The organism is Burkholderia aenigmatica, from assembly GCF_902499175.1.
In the GTDB taxonomy this organism is placed as follows: Bacteria; Pseudomonadota; Gammaproteobacteria; order Burkholderiales; family Burkholderiaceae; genus Burkholderia; species Burkholderia aenigmatica.
Map to the genome: position 1 here is coordinate 19,503 of NZ_CABVQC010000010.1, position 15,296 is coordinate 34,798.

The following is a 15,296-nucleotide window of genomic DNA, read 5'->3' on the forward strand; positions in this document are numbered from 1 at the left end:
GGCAGGGTGCCCGCGACGGCATCCGCGTACGCATCGCGCGGCCGTGCCGGATCGAATCAGCCGCTCATGGTAAGGGAGGACATCACGCCAAATCGTGTGGAAATTGTGCTGAATTGTGCGAACGCCGCATCGGAGCGGGGGACGTGCGGCGTCATTGTTGCGATCTGTGAAAAGGCCGGGCGAAGGCTCGTGAGCGTGTTGCGGCCTACATTCAGGTGCGTTAACGCTGCGCGGCGACGAGCGCCATCATCGGCCGGTCGCGTTCCTCGTCGAGCGCGGGCAGCGCATCGACCTGCGCCTGCGTCGGCCCCCGTTCGTCCCGGTGCGTGAGCGTGAAGCCGCTGCCGATCAGCAGGTTCACGAGCGCGCCGAGCGTGCAGTGCTGCTTGACAACGCGGGACGCGAGCCGGTCGGTCACGCGTTCGCTTTCACGCTGGTGTCGAGCCTCGTGCGGGCAGGGTGCGTGGTGCCGCGCGCCCGACCCCCGAGCTTACGCGCGCTGCCCGCCCGAGTCGATCCGGCGTTGCGTGTCGGCGTCGACGATGTCGCGGATCGTGCTGAACAGCGGTGCGGAGTCGGTATAGCGGCGGCCGTAGCCGAGATTGAACGCGTAGTCGAAATCGGGCGGATTGCTGCCCTGGTTGTGCTGCAGGATCGTCTCCAGCTTGTCGAGCGCCTTCGCCGCGCGTGCTTCCGGCGACGCCGCCGCGTCGTATTCATCCCACAGCGCGATGATCTCGTCGCGTGGCCCGGGATCGAGCGATGCGGTCAGCGTCAGCAGGTCGTCGCGTTCGTGCGCGCTTTTGTCGGGATGCGCGGCCTGTTCGATTGCGGGAATGTCGCCGTGCAGCGCCTCGCCGAGATCGTGGACGACGCACAGCTTCAACAGTTTCAGCGTGTCGATGCCGGGCAGCGCGTCGGCGAACACGAGCACCATCAGGCACAGCCGCCAGCTGTGCTCGGCCGTGCTTTCCGCGCGTCCGGACGACGTGTGGCCGCTGCGCAGCACGTCCTTGAGGCGTTCGGCTTCGCGCAGGAAAGCGAGCCGTGCGTGGATCGTATCGGGGTTCATGGTCGGCTTCCGTGCGATGAGCCGTCCAGCGTAGTGCGGGTGGGGGCGGTTCGTCCACGCATGAAATATGCGTGGTGGGCGCGAGCATGGGGCGATGTCGTGGAGCGGTCGCGGGCCGGGGCGAGCTCGCCGACGGGCATGCTTTGCCGTGCGCTTACTTCGGCCCAAGTCCGAACGTCAGCGCAATTCCGGACCAGCACAACAGGACGACGAAGCCGATCTGAACAATCACGACCAGGGCGAATGCATGGGGGCGGCTGCGGCGTGCCACCCGTGTACCACCTGCGTTGGCGACGCCCGAGCGTAGCGCGTGCAGTACCGCGGCGCCGATGGAGAAAGCGAGCACGCCGAACACGAGGTCCAGCACGATTAGCCTCAACATCCGCCGCTCCCTGCGGCGGGACTGCCATTCACGATGAAGTCCTCCGCGTGGCGGGCGCCAAGCGTCGAAGCGCGCTGCGCCGTCACCGAATCGGATGGCGGTTGTATACCACGCGTTGCGATCCAGCGCCTACGCATCCTCAAGCGTCTCCACGAGCCGTGCGGCCGAGCCATCCGACAGCGTCATCCGCGTCCACCTGCACATGCTGCCGCGGATCGGCACGACCTGCGACGCATTCGCGCCGGTGTCGAATTCGACGCTCGGCGGCCCCGCATGGTCGTGCCAGCCGAGCGTATCGAGCGCGGCTTCCATGCGGACGATCTCCGGGCTCGCGTAGCGCCACAGCGACGTGCCGAGCAGCATCGACAGCGGCGGTGAGAATTCGGCTGCACGTGCCGAAGATGAAGCAAGCAGGCGGTGCGTGAGATCGCACACGAGATGCATGCGGCCCGCGCTGCCCGAGACGAGCCGCGCGAGCGCGTAGTCGCCCGCGGAATCGAGACGCGCGGCGAGCAGCCGCTCGGCCGTCGCGCGTTCGTCGGGCGACATCTGCTGGCGGCCGGCTTCCCAGCGGGAGATCGTCGATTGCGCGACGCCGAACAGGTCGGCCGCATGGCTTTGCTTGACGCGGTGCAGCGCGCGCCAGCGCTTGAGTTGCGGGCCGAGCGAGGACGGATGAAGCGAAGGGTCACGCATGTCGATGCTCCTCGTTCGGGCGTTGGCCGGGTGCCATGACGGACGGGGCCGATCTAGAACCCGCCGATTGGCCGGTCCTTGAACGAAAAATACGCGACCGGCAGCAGCAGGACCCCGCCCAGCACGAGCACGCCGTCGGCTGCCACGGTGACCGGTGTGGCCAGGATCCGGAGCCCCTTCGCGAAGGCGGACGGCGCTTCGTCGATGCCGACCGTATAGCGCTCGTTGAACGGTTGTGCGGTGCCGTCCGGTTTCAACGTGAAGCCTTCGGTGGAATAGCGCTTGCCGACGACGTTGCCGCCGAGTTCGAGCCGGTCGCGCCAGTTCCTGAAACCGTCGGCGGTTGCCGCCTGACGCTCGTCGTCCGGCGCATCCTTCGACAGCACGGTGTCGTACTGGCCGGTCACGTCGCTGCCGTCGGCGCGGAAGCTGATGAACGACGTATGCAGCGATTTGCGATAGCTGGCCGCCAGCACCGGGCGCAGCGTGTCCGGCAGATCGAAGATGTAGTGATAGCGTTCGCCCAGCACCACCAGCTTCTTGCCGTCTTTCGTGATCATGAAAGCGGAAACGTGCTCGACGTAGGGCTCGTCGTGGTTCTCGTACAGCGCCCGGGTGAAACAGCCCGACAGCGCGAGGCTGCTCGCGGCCACGCCGGCGCCCAGCAGGCGCCGGCGCGTGATCGATGTGCTCATTTCTTGTGGTCCCGTCTGATGCGGTTTGGTTCAGCGGCTCTCGCCCTCGGAAGCCGGATTCTCGCGTATCCGCCGCGCGTTGTCGAACGGGAAATCTGCCCTGGCAGCGGCCGGCCGGCCCCGTCCATGCCGTGCCGACAACGTTTTCGTCACGCTTTCAACCGTCACCGCCATATCTTATTATTTGGCCGGTGCGGACGCGTACCGGCCGCCATCGGTCATGTCGAGGCATGACGCGCCGGTACGAATTACCGCATTTTGGCTGCTACGCCGCACGACGCGCGGTTGAAACGGCAGGAAAAGCGTGACCAGCGCGTTTTCCGAAAAAATGACGAGAGGGCGCGATGGTACGACTGGTCTTGCTGCTGCTGGGTATCGAATATCTGCGCACCCGCTGGCGCGGGCTGACCGTGTTCGGCTGGGTGTGGGTCGTCGCGGGCGGCGTGATCTTCGTCGATGCGCTCGACGGCGCGCTGCACTTTCCGATCCAGATCTTTGCATGGCTGTTCCTGATCGAGGGGCTCGCGACGCTCGCGGTGGCCGGCAGCGGCGTCGGCGGGCAGCGCATCCTGCGCTACGTCAAGGGGATCGCGGTCGTGTTCGCCGCCGGGCTCGTGTTCGCGGGCCATCACCACGGCCATTTCCTGCTGTCGATGATCTTCGGCACGCTGTTCCTCGTCGACGGGCTGCTGCAGTGCACTTCCGCGTGGATGGTGCGCTATCGCCGCTGGAACGTCGCCTTCGCATGGGGCGTCGTCGAGATCCTGCTGGCAATCTTCTTCTACCAGCCGTACCCGACGCACTACGTGGGCACCGTGCCGTACTGCCTTGGCCTGCTGCTGATGTTCGGCGGGATGCACATGCTGAGCCTCGCCGCGCGCGTGCGGCGGCTGACGCGCAATCCGGCGTTCGCGACGTCGCCGGTGCCGGCGCTCGCGCCCGATCTCGACGATGCGCGCGACACGCCGCATTTCGCGCAATCCGAATGGGACGGCCCGCCCGCCGACGGCGAGCATGCGCTCACCGTGCACGTGTGGACGCCGACCGGCACGTCGAAGGCCGAAGCGCAGCGCTATCCGGTGATCGACCGCTATATCGCGGCGGTGGACGTCAACGGCGTGATCTCGACCGGGCACGCGGCGCTGGAGTCGCCGGAGGGCATCTATATCAGCCTGTATCCGGGCGTGGAAATCGATCGTTCTCCGGACGAATTCACGCGCATCCTGCGCGCGACGCGCGAAAACGACGTGCCGGGCCTGTTCCAGCCCGACTACGCGACCGAGTCGAAGGCTTGGTGCCCGTCGACCGTGCGGGTGCGGATCCGCAACTACGATCCGGCGAAGCTGGACGCGTTCTGGTCGTCGTATCGGCAGAACGTGACGTACAACCTCACGCATCGCAACTGCTCGAGCACCGTGTCGAACGCGCTCGAAGCCGCGCTCGACGGCGCGGTGTGGCGGCTGAAGGGCACGCGTGCCGGGTGGGGCGCGTTCGTGCGGCTGCTGCTCACACCCGAGCTGTGGGTCGCCGCACAGATCCGCAAGCGCGCGGTGACGATGGCGTGGACCCCCGGTCTCACGCTCGACTATGCGCGCGCGCTCAGCATGCTTGCCGACCCGCGGCCGTTCGCGTGGTGGAAGGTCGCGCGCTCGGCCGTGAAGGCGATCATGGCGTCGCGCCGCACGTGGCGTGAGCAGGACAATGCGGCGTTGTCGCCCGGTGGATCGGAGGCGGCGTCGATGAAGTGATCGCGTGCCGCCGGACGAGGGCCCGGCGTCACAGCGGCCGCCACCGCGCGGCCGCGCGATGTTGCCCGCCACGAGAACCCACCTACGCAAACAACAATGAACAAGACGAGCGCTTTCCGCATCCTGATTCCCGCCGCGCTGGCGCTGACGTGCGCCGGCTTCGCACAGGCGAGCGCGGACGAAGTGCCGCGCATGAGCAACGATGTGTACCGGACGTCGGTGTCGTTCTGCTCGAACGTCGCGGCCAGCGAGAAGATCGCGTGCCAGGGCGACATGATCGCCGCGGGCAGCCGGATCGTCGCGGCGATCGGCGGCCTGCCGCCGGCATCCGCCACGTCGATCGACGAAGGCGCGCGCAACAAGTTGCCGGCGGCGGAGCGCAAGGGGCTCGCGCCGGTCGAGCCGGGCGCGATCGACAAGGACGACGACCTTGCCGGCCTCGCCGGCATGGTGCGCCTGTGCGACGTGTACGAGTCCGAGCCGGCGTCGCGTGCGCGGCATCACGCGGCGCTGAAGCAGCAGGCGCCGGACGCCGCGCCGCGCGTCGAGGCGTTGCTGGCCGATGGGTCGACGGCCGCGCGCCAGCGCGTCAGCATCGGCGTGTGGCAGATCCTCGCGCTCGAAGGCCCCGAATCGGCCGCGCGCGCGTGCACGCAGCTGGGCACCGGATCGTGAGCGACGGCGTGCCGCCGGCAGGGCGGGTCGCGTCGGCCGTGTGAAGCAGCGCGCGACGCGACGGTGCGTGCACGCGCCCGTGCTGCGGGACATCATTCGTCCACCTTCACATTCATGCCACGTTGCGTCGGCAACAATCGCGGGCAGATAGTCGACAATCTTGCGGCGCATCCCGCGACCGCAAGCCCTTTCCGAGGAAACGCCATGCTCAAGACGCTCGCCCGCGCCGCTGCCGCACTCGCCGTCGCTTCCGCTTCACTGCCCGCCACCGCGCAGACCAGCTACGACTACCTGTTGCTCGCCGCGTCGTGGGAGCCCGGCTTCTGCGCGTCGCACGATACGCCCGAATGCACGAACCTCGCCGGCACGTATGCGGCGACGAGCCTGTCGCTGCATGGCCTGTGGCCGAACAACTACGACGGCAACCAGCCGTTCTACTGCGGCGTGCCGCAGAGCGACATCGACCTCGACAACGCGCACCAGTGGTGCAGCATGGACGCCTACCCGATCGGCAGCGCGACCCGCAACACGCTGTCGACGTACATGCCGGGTGTCGCGTCGTGCCTCGACAAGCACGAATGGTTCAAGCACGGCACGTGCTCGAACTCGGCATCGCCCGATGCGTATTGGAACCAGGCGTCCGGGATGATCAGCCGGCTCGGCAACACGTCGTTCAACGCGTTCCTGCAGGCGAACGCGGGCAAGACGGTCACGCGCAACCAGTTGCTGTCGGCCTTCGAAGGCGCGTTCGGCAGCAATACGCGCAGCGCGGTGTCGCTGAAGTGCACGAAGACGAACGGCGTCAGCTATTTCACCGAAGCGTGGATTGCGGTGAAGACGAATGCGACCACGCAGTTCCCGAGCGCCGCATCGCTCGTGACGGACGGCAATACGCAGGGCACGTGCCCGACGTCGGGCGTGTATATCGCGAAGTAACGCGGAAGCGGGGCGGCCCGCAGCGGCAGGGGCTGCGCGTGCCTGATCCCGCGCAATTCGACACGGCATCCGCGCGGATGCGCGACAACTTCGGGCCGCCTGGCCAATTCACGGCGGGTGCCCGGCTGCATCCGCGCGATCCGGCCGACGCCGTTGACCCGTCACGCTCGCGCGTACGCTTGTTGCGCTTACTCGAGCAGCCGCAACGCGTCCGCGAGCGACAGCACCGTCGTGCGTGATTCGAAGGCGGTGGCGAACAGGTGCTCGTGGACCACCGGATCCGGGTCGTAGCAGCAATCCTTGACCGTATACAGGCGGAAGTCCGCGTCGCTCGCGTGGGCGATCGACGACAGCATCACGCCCGTCGACGCGATGCCGACCATGATCAGCGAATCGACGCCTTGCTCGACCAGCCGTGCCTGCAGATCGGTGCCGAAGAACACGCTGGCGCGGTGCGCGACGATCAGCGGTTCGTCGGCCTGCCGGCCGAGCTCCGGCGACGGGCCGTCGTCGATGAAGAGGCCGAGCTGCTTGATGCCCTGGCCGTTCTTGTTGCGCGGGCTGACCTCCGGATAGCCGGGGCTGAACCGGAGGTTCGCGAACCAGACGCCGATGCCGCTTGCCCGTGCCGCATCGCAGAGCCGGCGCGTATTGGCGAGCAACCCGGGCGCGACCGACGGAAACAGGCCGAGGATGTCGGTCTGGTAATGCATGACGAGCAGCGCGGTGCTTGCCGGCACGATCGCGGGAATCGGTGCGGACGTGCTGTCGTCGGGGGTCGTGCGGGCTGCCGTTGCGATATCCGGTGCGTTTTGCCGAGTCATGAACGAGGGTCTCCGATCGTCCGCGGGGAATTTCAGCGTCCCCGATTTGTACCGGAAAACCGGGTCGGCCGTCGATGCGATTTTCGTAGGGGCATGTTGCTGCGGCGCACGGCAGCTTCCGTCAAACCGGCGCCACGATTTCTCGCGGCCGCAATATACTGGCGTGCGTTCGATCGGCCAACGGTCGGTTCGGGGCAGTGCAACGCCGATGTCGATGGTCGGCTGCGACTGCCCGCCGCTGCCAGCCTGCCGCTTCGCGCGGATCGTGCCCGAAGCGGCCAGGCCCGGCGCGATGCCATTTCATGTCACGTTGCGCCAACACGAGCTACACGTCATGCCAGTTACCGGATTCAATCACTACAATCTGCGGGCGGATCGGCCGACACTCGATGCACTCCGCGATTTCTACGTCGACATCGTCGGCTTGCGGGAAGGGTTTCGCCCGCCGTTCAAGCGTTTCGGGTACTGGTTGTATGCGGGCACGCAGGCCGTGCTGCATCTGACGGAAGCGCGGCCGGACGAGTCTCGTCCGTCAAACGTCGTCAATACGTTCGATCACGTTGCGTTTTCCTGTGCAGACGCCGACGCAATGGCGCTTCATCTGACCGAGGCCAACGTGGCATTCAGGCGCGAGCACGTTCCGCTCACGGGGCAAGTGCAGATTTTCTTCCGCGATCCGGCGGGCAACGGCGTCGAGTTGAATTTCGCGCAAGCCGAATGACCGCGCCGGGCGTTTGCCTTCGAGCGACGCATGCGTGGTTGGTCGCGCGCCAGGGCTGATCGTTTCGGAACGGCGACCGCTCCGTCACCGGCGTGCCGGATACAGGAAAAAATCGACCGGCACGTAATCGGTTCGGCAAACGCCGGCCGGGCTACCCCATCTTCGACGGCGGCTCGAATCCGGAGCTGACGCGGGCGATGCGACCGCAGCACCAAAATCGACGACATTCGGCGATCGGCTAGCGCTTGACGCTTCACAGCGAGCGCGCCAGATCGCAATGAATCTGCAGGCTTTCGGTGGCGTTGCGGTGAATCTGAAACCCGTGCCGCATCAGCGCGGCCTGGATCTGCGCGAGGGCCGACGCGCATTGCCGCACGCGGTGCTGCTGCAAGAACGGCGGCGTGAATACGCCCAGCGGCAACATCCGTACGCGCCGGCCGTTCAAACTGAATGAAACGTCGATATGCGTTCCATCGACATCGTGTCCGTTGCTGCCGAAAATATCGGCCAGTTCGTCGCGGCGGGCGGGATAGAGCAGGCGGAACGTGGCGATGCCCAGTGCGCGAAACTGACGACGGGCAAAACCGAGCCCGGACGCTCGCGGCTCGTAGCCGCGCGTCAGGATCAGGCTGATCCCGGCGGGCAACCCGGTCTGGATCGCCTGCAGCTTGCCGAGGACATGCGCATCCACGTGGACGTGTCGCGCGGGCCAGCGCGGCCGGATCTGCACGCCGGCGTGGACACCAGGCGGCAGCGTGAGCAGATTCGAATGCATCGTCAGGCTATCCATATCATGGGCTCAATGGGCCATAAGAGCGGGCCGCTGCGGGGTCATGCCGTCTTCGAGCATGCTGGCGCATGCCGATATCAGCCGGCCGTCGGTTCAGCGGCTCAGTCGGGCATGGCGCCGGCGCGTCGGAAGATCGACCGCCCCGAATACGTCGGCAGTCACTCCAGCGGCGGCGTGCTGGAACGCCGGCAATATAAACCGACCATGTTATCCCGGCGCCGACCCGGCGGACGAGGGTCGCGCTGTCTTCGACGATCGGGTTCGGCCATGAGCAGAAGGTCGACGTCGCCAGTTGGATCGTCGACAATGAGCCCCGCAACGCTTCCGTCCAACGCGCCGCACGGATCTTGAGGGTAGAGAGCCTGCGGCAGCACTACCCGCTACGAGAGGGAAAATGGGCCGCCTACGAATGACAATGGCATCGATTCGTATCATTGGCGACGATCTCCACCCGGATGAAATTACACGCCTGCTCCGTTGTACCCCGACAGAGTCTCAATCGAAGGGTGACGAACTGGTCGGCAAAAAAGACGGGCGTTTACGCATCGCTGCATTCGGACGCTGGTCGTTGAAGGCTCCTGCACAAGAACCGGGTAACCTGAACGCACAGGTCGCTTGGCTGTTGACTGCAACAACGGGCGATCTCGATGCGTGGCAATCAATTGCCGCACGTTACAAAGTCGATCTATTTTGTGGTCTCTTCATGGATCAGTGGAACGACGGTGAATCCATCTCCGCTGCCTCCCTGTTAGCGCTAGGATCACGACACATTCAGCTGGATCTCGACATATACGGGGCCGCCATTGACGAGCCAGAAGGCGCGAGCAAAATGTCCAACGTCCGTTTATAGGCGACGCGACTATCCCTTGTAGGTCGATCAGGGGCATCTGCGGCGGTCGATAGTCGGCCATGAAGAAACGTTCGACACCCGTGTCCAGATCGTTAAAACCTAAGCCGTAGGCCTATGCCACCTTCAGCCAATCACGTGTGCAACCGACTGTTCGCCACCGAACATCGACAGCGCCTCGCGGTCAGCTATGCCCTGAAATTCTTGCCGAGACAGTTGCTCAGTGTGTAGTAGTGCCGGAAGACGTAATGCAGCGGTTGCCATCGTTCGATATCAATTCGGCCGGCTGGCGTGAGCAAACCAGTATGGACGTGGATTCGCAAAGCCTTCAACTCTGCGGCAACCAGCTCATGGCCGTTCCCGATCTTGTGCATGCGTACGACGCTTGCTTCGATCTGAATCGGACACTCCTCGACCCTATGGGGTGCTATACATTCACTTGCTTTCGCATTCAAATCTGCGCGTCGAAATTTGTCGCGCTCAAATCGGTAGCCCATCTGCTTTTTGTTGTCTGGAACAACTTCGGAGCCCGTCGTCGCGGCGATCGCTTCGACGTTCTTCCACAGCGAAGCATCCGGCAAGTTGAGCACCGCTTCTGGACGCTGGAGAATATTGCTATAGCATTGGCCTGCCGTACTCAACCCGATCAAGAGCGTATCCGATAACGCCCAGTATGAAGAAATAGGACTCAGGTTGGTCGCCCCATCGGGATTCACGCTGGATATTAGCGCCACAGGAGTTCCGAAGTACAGGACAGGTAGTTCGACAACGTCTTTTCGCATTGCGCTCTCGCAAAGTTTGATTCCGCCCATTCTCGACGCGATACTCAGCGATACGTTTCAGTCCGCGATGAAATATCGGCGTCGAGGGCTCGTCGCACTACAAGAGAGGGCGCAGACGAATGTCCGCTCCGAGGAATATCGAAGAGCGGCTCAGGGTCGATCAGGGTCATCTGCGGAGGTCGACTGTCGGCCATGACGATTGACCCGCGACTTCCGAGGTCAGGGCGCTCGGACGTCGCCGCATACTTCGCAAACGATCGTTGGACGTCGAGGGTGGAGCGTCGCTCAATCGTCGTGTTGACGAGAGATTTCGCGAAAGGCCGACACCCTGCGCCGATCTCGAGCGCGAGATGACTTTCGCCGCGCGTCATGCGGTGCACCGGGTCACCCGGTTCCACCGTTCGGGTTGCGCTCATTCTCTTCACCTCGATACATGCGCTGACATGACACGCGATCTGCGGCGACGCGGGTATCGCGCACGACGCAATCATTGGCCCGCTGGCGGCTGATTCGCTTTCTATACTGTTTACGTTGCCGAGTTATCAAGGGCATGCGTGCGTCAGCAACGCACACGTCCGACAAATCCCGGGGTAAACGAAAACTGCACCTGCCGCAAACGCTTGTGGCCGGTCGGTGAAGTTCGTCCCGTGCATGGACGGGATAACGTGGATGGGCTCCTTAACCATCGGAGGCAATATGGCGACATACATCGTATTGATGAATTGGACCGATCAGGGCGCGCAGTCGGTGAAAGACACGGTCCAGCGAGCGAAATCGTTTCAGGAAGGGGCGCAGGCGATGGGCGTCACCGTCAGCTCGCTCAAATGGACACTCGGGCCTTACGACATCGTCGCGACACTCGATGCGCCCGACGACGAAACCGCGACGCGGCTGGGACTGATGGTGGCGCAATTAGGCAATGTTCGAACCGTCAGTATGCGTGCTTTCGGCGAGGCGGAAATGGAGAGGATCGTCGGCGGCATGAAGTGAAGCCTTGACGCGCGAGATGCAACAGCCATCGACCGAGATGAAGCAGGCGTTCTGGAAGCCGGCGGGTTGCCGTCGCATCGTGGCGTCACGGGTATGGCTCACGCGCCACGCGCATCGTGCAGGCAAAGGCCAACGATGCGGGCGGCAAGCGTGTGGCGTGACGCCATTCTCGCGCGTCTCGACATGAGCCAGGTGCCTGCGCTGCTATGCTCCCGGTGGTCGATCAACGACAAGGAACGGCGCCGCTTATACGGGAGGGTTGTATGAGCGGGCAGCTTTCCTGCGCGACATCGGTAACCGGGTCACTGCCGGCATCCTCGCACCTCGCGACGAAACGCTCGAAATCATCCGTCTAATCATTGTTGCCATTGCCGGGCCGCACTCGGGCTGTTTTCGCGTCTGCGTCGGCCGCCGCTCAGGTGGGCTCAGGTGCTGGCGTGCTGACGTTCGCCAGCGTTGGCGAGAAACGCGATCGCAGACGCCGCCGTATCGGCAAGACGATAGGTGTCCGCACCGAATACTTGTCCGCGAGTGGCCGTACCGAGCGACCGTTTGGCTCTGATATCTGCCGTCGTGCGTCTGACGAGCCGACAGTCGGCCAGGAACGGTCTTTCGACAGAAGCGTCTATTTCGTCGAAAATTGCCGATTGCGGACGGACATCGAAAAGGGGCATCTGATGCATCTCAATCCAGACCATTATTTGCAGACCGATGCCGGCCGGGTCTTTACGATTGAACGTAACGCTGCGGCATGGGAACAGTTGTACGCGGATTTGTCAGCGGCGCTCCTGACGGACCGGCGACGGATAGTCATGGTGATAGGGGTTCAAGGAGCGGGGAAATCAACCTGGACCCAGAACCAGGTATCGACATCAAACGACGCCATCTACGTCGATTCGACGTTCGCAACCGCGAATCGCCGCTCGAACGTTATTGCAATTGCAAAAGCAGCCGGAGTCCCGATCTCTGCGGTGTGGCTGAAGGTCGAGTTGGAGACCGCGCTTCGCCGTAACAGAAACCGACCGGTCGACGAGATAGTTCCCGACGCCGCTGTCGAGAACGTCTTCAAAATCTTCGAGCCGCCATCGCTCAGCGAGGGCTTCCGTGAAGTGGTCATTCTCGGCGATGCATTCGATTCCATTCAGCAGATCAGCGATCACCGCCCCGGTTGTTAAAGGCCGGCTTTGGGGAAGCATGATCGGCCGCTTCGGGTCGTTTCGAGCCGATAACGGACCACCGGGGAGGTATCCGACGGCGTTCGGTCCGGCCACGATGAGCCGTTCACGACCGGCGCCCGCATTGGCCCTTGAGTGTCGGCGTGACGCGTGCGGCGATACGCTCGAAACTTGTTCCGCGGTCTACCGCCCCCGATTGTCTTGATCGCCGTGCTTGCCGTGCAGCAAAATGCGTGTCCTGTCGCCCGGGCGGCCCCGATGCGTGGCGCGCGGGAAGGCGTGAACCTCCCGATCATGGGGCGCAAATGTCGGCTGCGAGGCCGCGTGTTGTGCCGTCCGGATTTGCGGCACCTGCCCGGGTGCGGCCCGTGCGACGATGTGCGATGACTGAAATGAGAGATGGAATGACGACACCATTCGACGAGGCAACCACGGCGGCGATCGCCGCGTTTGCCCAACTGGATTTCTACACGGCTGTGCAAGCGATGCGCGCCGAGGCCGATTACGACCGCGAACTGGATCAGTGGATCTCGCGCTACATCGACGAGGACGGCGGCGGCGTGGACGATGCGGCGTACGACGCCTTGCACGCGCAGGCCCAGGCAACCCCGGAATACGCGCAGTTCGTCGATGCGGTTCGCCGGGAAATCCTGGAATACTTCGGCGTGACCGACGATCAACTGGACTGGATGGTCGTGCTGCGCAATGACGACAGCGACGAGCTGTGGGCGGAAGTCAACCGGCAGCGAAGCGCGCTGGGCACCGGTGAAGTGCGCGGCGATCTCTGATCATCGCTTGCCATTGAGGGCTCGAGTCGTGCCGGGTGCGGGGCTGGCGTCAGATCAGTCACGCGGTGCGCCGGGCGCTCCGTTGCTGCAACCGATCCGCTAACGGGGGAGAAGCCATAGGATCCCCGGAACGCGTGGCCGTTGTGCGTTGACACGTGCCCTCGGAGGTGCAACGGCTCGACTGGCAGCAATGGGTTGCGGATTCAACCCGCCGACGCCCCGATTTCTCATTGAGCGCGCCGGCACGCGCCGCTACGAATCGGCCGCCGTTGTGCCACATGGCGCACGCGGGCCTTCGCCACCTCAAAAAATCGACCGTCCCGAATAAGTCGTCAGCCACTCCAGCGCCAGCTGGCCTGCCAGCGAGTTCCCGTTCGCATCGAGCCCCGGCGCCCACACGCACACGGCCATTTCGCCGGGCAGCACCGCGACGATCCCGCCGCCGACACCGCTTTTAGCCGGCAGCCCGACGCGGTACACGAAGTCACCGGCCGCGTCATAGGTGCCGCAGGTCAGCATCAGCGCGGACAGTCGCTTCGCGGAACTCGAATCGACGATCCGCTCACCGGTGACCGGCGCTACACCGCCGTTCGCGAGGAACAACGCGGCGCGCGCGAGCTCGACGCAGTTCATCGTGATCGCGCACTGGCGGCAATACGCGTCGATCACCGTGTCGGGCGGCATCTGCATGTTGCCGAAGCTCGCCATGAAGTGCGCCATCGCGCGGTTGCGCTCCGCGTGCTGCAGCTCCGACTGCGCGACGCGCGAATCGTAGTCGATGTCGTTCGTGCCGATCAGCCGCCGCACGAATTCGACGAGTGCCGTCTCGGCCTTCACGAAGCGTCGGCACAGCACGTCGGTGACGACCAGCGCGCCCGCGTTGATGAACGGATTGCGCGGCTTGCCGCGCTCGCTTTCGAGCTGGACCAGCGAGTTGAACGCGTTGCCGGACGGCTCGCGGCCGACCCGTTCCCACAGTTCGTCGCCCAGCAGCTGGAACGCGAGCGTGCACGCGAACAGCTTCGAGATGCTCTGGATCGAGAAGCGCTCGTGCGCGTCGCCGACCGTGCAAACGTTTTCGTCCAGCGTGACGACGGCCATCCCGAACTTGTCGGCGGGCACTTTCGCGAGCTCGGGAATATAGTCGGCGACCCGCCCCTGGCCAATCCAGGGGGCAAGTTCGGCGTGGATGCGTTCGAGGATCGATTGATAATTCATCAAGTCAGGCGGGCAGGGCATGGCCCGGATTCAGGCGAGCCCGTATGGAACCGTCCCGGCGCCGATTCGTCAAGCATGGCCGTTATCGCGCCCTTATTTTCAAGACCTCTAAACAGGCAATCGGCGGGCGCAGTATCATGCGGTACGTTTCGGCCGATGGCCGGCGTCCGGCACCGGCCGGCGCCGTCGCGGCTTCCCCGATGATTCGAACGCTGCCCATGTCTTTTCGCATCCTGCTCGTCGAAGACGACACCCGCCTGTCCACGCTGATCGCTGGCTACCTGCGCAAGAACGACTATGAAGTCGACACTGTGCTGCATGGTGACGCCGCGGTGCCGGCGATCCTGTCCATTCGCCCCGATCTCGTCATTCTCGACGTGAACCTGCCGGGCAAGGACGGCTTCGAAATCTGCCGCGAGGCGCGCAAGCAGTACGACGGCGTGATCATCATGGTGACGGCCCGCGACGAGCCGTTCGACGAACTGCTCGGCCTCGAGTTCGGCGCGGACGACTACGTGCACAAGCCGGTCGAGCCGCGCATCCTGCTCGCGCGGATCAAGGCCCAGCTGCGCCGCGCGCCGGCGCGCGTGGCCGAGAGTGCGGCGCCGCAACCCGAGCGCTACGCGTTCGGCAAGTTCTCGATCGACCGCACCGACCGTTCCGTCGTGCTTCCCGACGGCAGCACGCCCGACCTGACGTCGGCCGAATTCGACCTGCTGTGGGCGCTCGTGTGCCATGCGGGCGAAGTCGTCAGCCGCGACGACCTGATGCTGCAGTTGCGCGGCGTCGAATTCGACGGCCTCGACCGCACGATCGACGGGCGCATCTCGAAGCTGCGCCGCAAGCTGCGCGACGACGCGAGCAACCCGCAGCGGATCAAGACGATCCGCAGCAAGGGTTATCAATTCAGCAAGCACGCGTGGGAATGACGCGGCCTTCGTGCGACGCCGTCACGTT

The 15,296-nt window shown here is 64.6% G+C and carries 18 protein-coding genes; 9 read left to right on the forward strand and 9 right to left on the reverse strand.

Translation table 11 applies throughout. The features are described 5' to 3' along the window. Positions 1-220: 220 nt before the first annotated feature. From BDO18943_RS09585 to BDO18943_RS09605, 5 genes are all read right to left on the reverse strand, one after another. A complete protein-coding gene (locus BDO18943_RS09585; RefSeq protein WP_235995896.1) occupies positions 221-418 on the reverse strand; it encodes a hypothetical protein in 198 nt (65 codons plus the stop codon). Positions 419-490: 72 nt separating this feature from the next. Then, entirely contained in the window at positions 491-1,072 is a 582-nt protein-coding gene (locus BDO18943_RS09590; protein ID WP_175022088.1) for an HD domain-containing protein, read from the reverse strand. 154 nt (positions 1,073-1,226) lie between these two features. Continuing rightward, entirely contained in the window at positions 1,227-1,439 is a 213-nt protein-coding gene (locus BDO18943_RS09595) for a hypothetical protein (RefSeq protein WP_175022089.1), read from the reverse strand. A gap of 144 nt (positions 1,440-1,583) precedes the next feature. Next, the gene (locus BDO18943_RS09600) at positions 1,584-2,150 is read right to left on the reverse strand and encodes a helix-turn-helix domain-containing protein (RefSeq protein ID WP_175022090.1); all 567 of its coding nucleotides are present in this window, start codon (positions 2,148-2,150) and stop codon (positions 1,584-1,586) included. Between the two features lie 53 nt (positions 2,151-2,203). Next, a complete protein-coding gene (locus BDO18943_RS09605; RefSeq protein ID WP_175022091.1) occupies positions 2,204-2,845 on the reverse strand; it encodes a hypothetical protein in 642 nt (213 codons plus the stop codon). 344 nt (positions 2,846-3,189) lie between these two features. On the opposite strand from BDO18943_RS09605, the gene BDO18943_RS09610 reads away from it, so the two are divergent. From BDO18943_RS09610 to BDO18943_RS09620, 3 genes are all read left to right on the forward strand, one after another. Continuing rightward, positions 3,190-4,593, forward strand: coding sequence for an HdeD family acid-resistance protein (locus BDO18943_RS09610; protein WP_175022092.1), 1,404 nt, complete (start codon positions 3,190-3,192; stop codon positions 4,591-4,593). Positions 4,594-4,689: 96 nt separating this feature from the next. Next, positions 4,690-5,268 carry a hypothetical protein gene (locus BDO18943_RS09615; protein ID WP_089452131.1) on the forward strand — a complete coding sequence of 193 codons (579 nt, stop codon included), beginning with the start codon at positions 4,690-4,692 and terminating at the stop codon, positions 5,266-5,268. Between the two features lie 204 nt (positions 5,269-5,472). Then, the gene (locus BDO18943_RS09620; RefSeq protein WP_175022093.1) at positions 5,473-6,204 is read left to right on the forward strand and encodes a ribonuclease T2; all 732 of its coding nucleotides are present in this window, start codon (positions 5,473-5,475) and stop codon (positions 6,202-6,204) included. Between the two features lie 188 nt (positions 6,205-6,392). On the opposite strand, the gene BDO18943_RS09625 is transcribed toward BDO18943_RS09620, so the two are convergent. Continuing rightward, positions 6,393-7,028 (reverse strand): isochorismatase family cysteine hydrolase, encoded by a 636-nt coding sequence (locus BDO18943_RS09625; protein WP_175022094.1) that lies wholly within the window; start codon positions 7,026-7,028, stop codon positions 6,393-6,395. A 334-nt stretch (positions 7,029-7,362) separates the two neighbouring features. Between BDO18943_RS09625 and BDO18943_RS09630 the strand changes: the two genes are divergently transcribed. Continuing rightward, on the forward strand, positions 7,363-7,749 hold the full coding sequence (locus BDO18943_RS09630; RefSeq protein WP_043181377.1) for a VOC family protein: 387 nt from the start codon (positions 7,363-7,365) through the stop codon (positions 7,747-7,749). A gap of 253 nt (positions 7,750-8,002) precedes the next feature. Here BDO18943_RS09630 and BDO18943_RS09635 read toward each other — a convergent pair whose 3' ends face one another. After that, the gene (locus BDO18943_RS09635; protein ID WP_235995897.1) at positions 8,003-8,440 is read right to left on the reverse strand and encodes a hypothetical protein; all 438 of its coding nucleotides are present in this window, start codon (positions 8,438-8,440) and stop codon (positions 8,003-8,005) included. Between the two features lie 514 nt (positions 8,441-8,954). Here BDO18943_RS09635 and BDO18943_RS09640 point away from each other — a divergent pair. Next, on the forward strand, positions 8,955-9,389 hold the full coding sequence (locus BDO18943_RS09640; RefSeq protein ID WP_235995898.1) for a DUF4279 domain-containing protein: 435 nt from the start codon (positions 8,955-8,957) through the stop codon (positions 9,387-9,389). 185 nt (positions 9,390-9,574) lie between these two features. Here the strand turns inward: BDO18943_RS09640 and BDO18943_RS09645 are convergent, their stop codons facing one another. After that, complete coding sequence (locus BDO18943_RS09645; protein WP_175022096.1) at positions 9,575-10,168, reverse strand: flavin reductase family protein; 594 nt, start codon at positions 10,166-10,168, stop codon at positions 9,575-9,577. 696 nt (positions 10,169-10,864) lie between these two features. On the opposite strand from BDO18943_RS09645, the gene BDO18943_RS09650 reads away from it, so the two are divergent. From BDO18943_RS09650 to BDO18943_RS09660, 3 genes are all read left to right on the forward strand, one after another. Further along, entirely contained in the window at positions 10,865-11,158 is a 294-nt protein-coding gene (locus BDO18943_RS09650) for a GYD domain-containing protein (RefSeq protein ID WP_043181372.1), read from the forward strand. Positions 11,159-11,595: 437 nt separating this feature from the next. Further along, entirely contained in the window at positions 11,596-12,333 is a 738-nt protein-coding gene (locus BDO18943_RS09655) for an AAA family ATPase (protein WP_235995901.1), read from the forward strand. A 404-nt stretch (positions 12,334-12,737) separates the two neighbouring features. Further along, a complete protein-coding gene (locus BDO18943_RS09660; protein WP_175022097.1) occupies positions 12,738-13,121 on the forward strand; it encodes an ATP-dependent protease in 384 nt (127 codons plus the stop codon). A 303-nt stretch (positions 13,122-13,424) separates the two neighbouring features. Here BDO18943_RS09660 and BDO18943_RS09665 read toward each other — a convergent pair whose 3' ends face one another. Then, on the reverse strand, positions 13,425-14,339 hold the full coding sequence (locus tag BDO18943_RS09665) for a glutaminase (RefSeq protein ID WP_175022098.1): 915 nt from the start codon (positions 14,337-14,339) through the stop codon (positions 13,425-13,427). A 218-nt stretch (positions 14,340-14,557) separates the two neighbouring features. On the opposite strand from BDO18943_RS09665, the gene BDO18943_RS09670 reads away from it, so the two are divergent. After that, positions 14,558-15,268, forward strand: coding sequence for a response regulator (locus BDO18943_RS09670; protein WP_043180134.1), 711 nt, complete (start codon positions 14,558-14,560; stop codon positions 15,266-15,268). Positions 15,269-15,296 lie beyond the last annotated feature (28 nt).

Bases quoted from the DNA above. Each gene is read 5' to 3' on its own strand.
- BDO18943_RS09620 (WP_175022093.1), top strand. From the start codon at position 5,473: ATGCTCAAGACGCTCGCCCGCGCCGCTGCCGCACTCGCCGTCGCTTCC.
- BDO18943_RS09645 (WP_175022096.1), bottom strand. From the start codon at position 10,168: ATGCGAAAAGACGTTGTCGAACTACCTGTCCTGTACTTCGGAACTCCT.
- BDO18943_RS09615 (WP_089452131.1), top strand. From the start codon at position 4,690: ATGAACAAGACGAGCGCTTTCCGCATCCTGATTCCCGCCGCGCTGGCG.
- BDO18943_RS09610 (WP_175022092.1), top strand. From the start codon at position 3,190: ATGGTACGACTGGTCTTGCTGCTGCTGGGTATCGAATATCTGCGCACC.
- BDO18943_RS09600 (WP_175022090.1), bottom strand. From the start codon at position 2,150: ATGCGTGACCCTTCGCTTCATCCGTCCTCGCTCGGCCCGCAACTCAAG.
- BDO18943_RS09650 (WP_043181372.1), top strand. From the start codon at position 10,865: ATGGCGACATACATCGTATTGATGAATTGGACCGATCAGGGCGCGCAG.
- BDO18943_RS09590 (WP_175022088.1), bottom strand. From the start codon at position 1,072: ATGAACCCCGATACGATCCACGCACGGCTCGCTTTCCTGCGCGAAGCC.
- BDO18943_RS09625 (WP_175022094.1), bottom strand. From the start codon at position 7,028: ATGACTCGGCAAAACGCACCGGATATCGCAACGGCAGCCCGCACGACC.
- BDO18943_RS09630 (WP_043181377.1), top strand. From the start codon at position 7,363: ATGCCAGTTACCGGATTCAATCACTACAATCTGCGGGCGGATCGGCCG.
- BDO18943_RS09670 (WP_043180134.1), top strand. From the start codon at position 14,558: ATGTCTTTTCGCATCCTGCTCGTCGAAGACGACACCCGCCTGTCCACG.
- BDO18943_RS09665 (WP_175022098.1), bottom strand. From the start codon at position 14,339: ATGAATTATCAATCGATCCTCGAACGCATCCACGCCGAACTTGCCCCC.
- BDO18943_RS09640 (WP_235995898.1), top strand. From the start codon at position 8,955: ATGGCATCGATTCGTATCATTGGCGACGATCTCCACCCGGATGAAATT.
- BDO18943_RS09660 (WP_175022097.1), top strand. From the start codon at position 12,738: ATGACGACACCATTCGACGAGGCAACCACGGCGGCGATCGCCGCGTTT.
- BDO18943_RS09605 (WP_175022091.1), bottom strand. From the start codon at position 2,845: ATGAGCACATCGATCACGCGCCGGCGCCTGCTGGGCGCCGGCGTGGCC.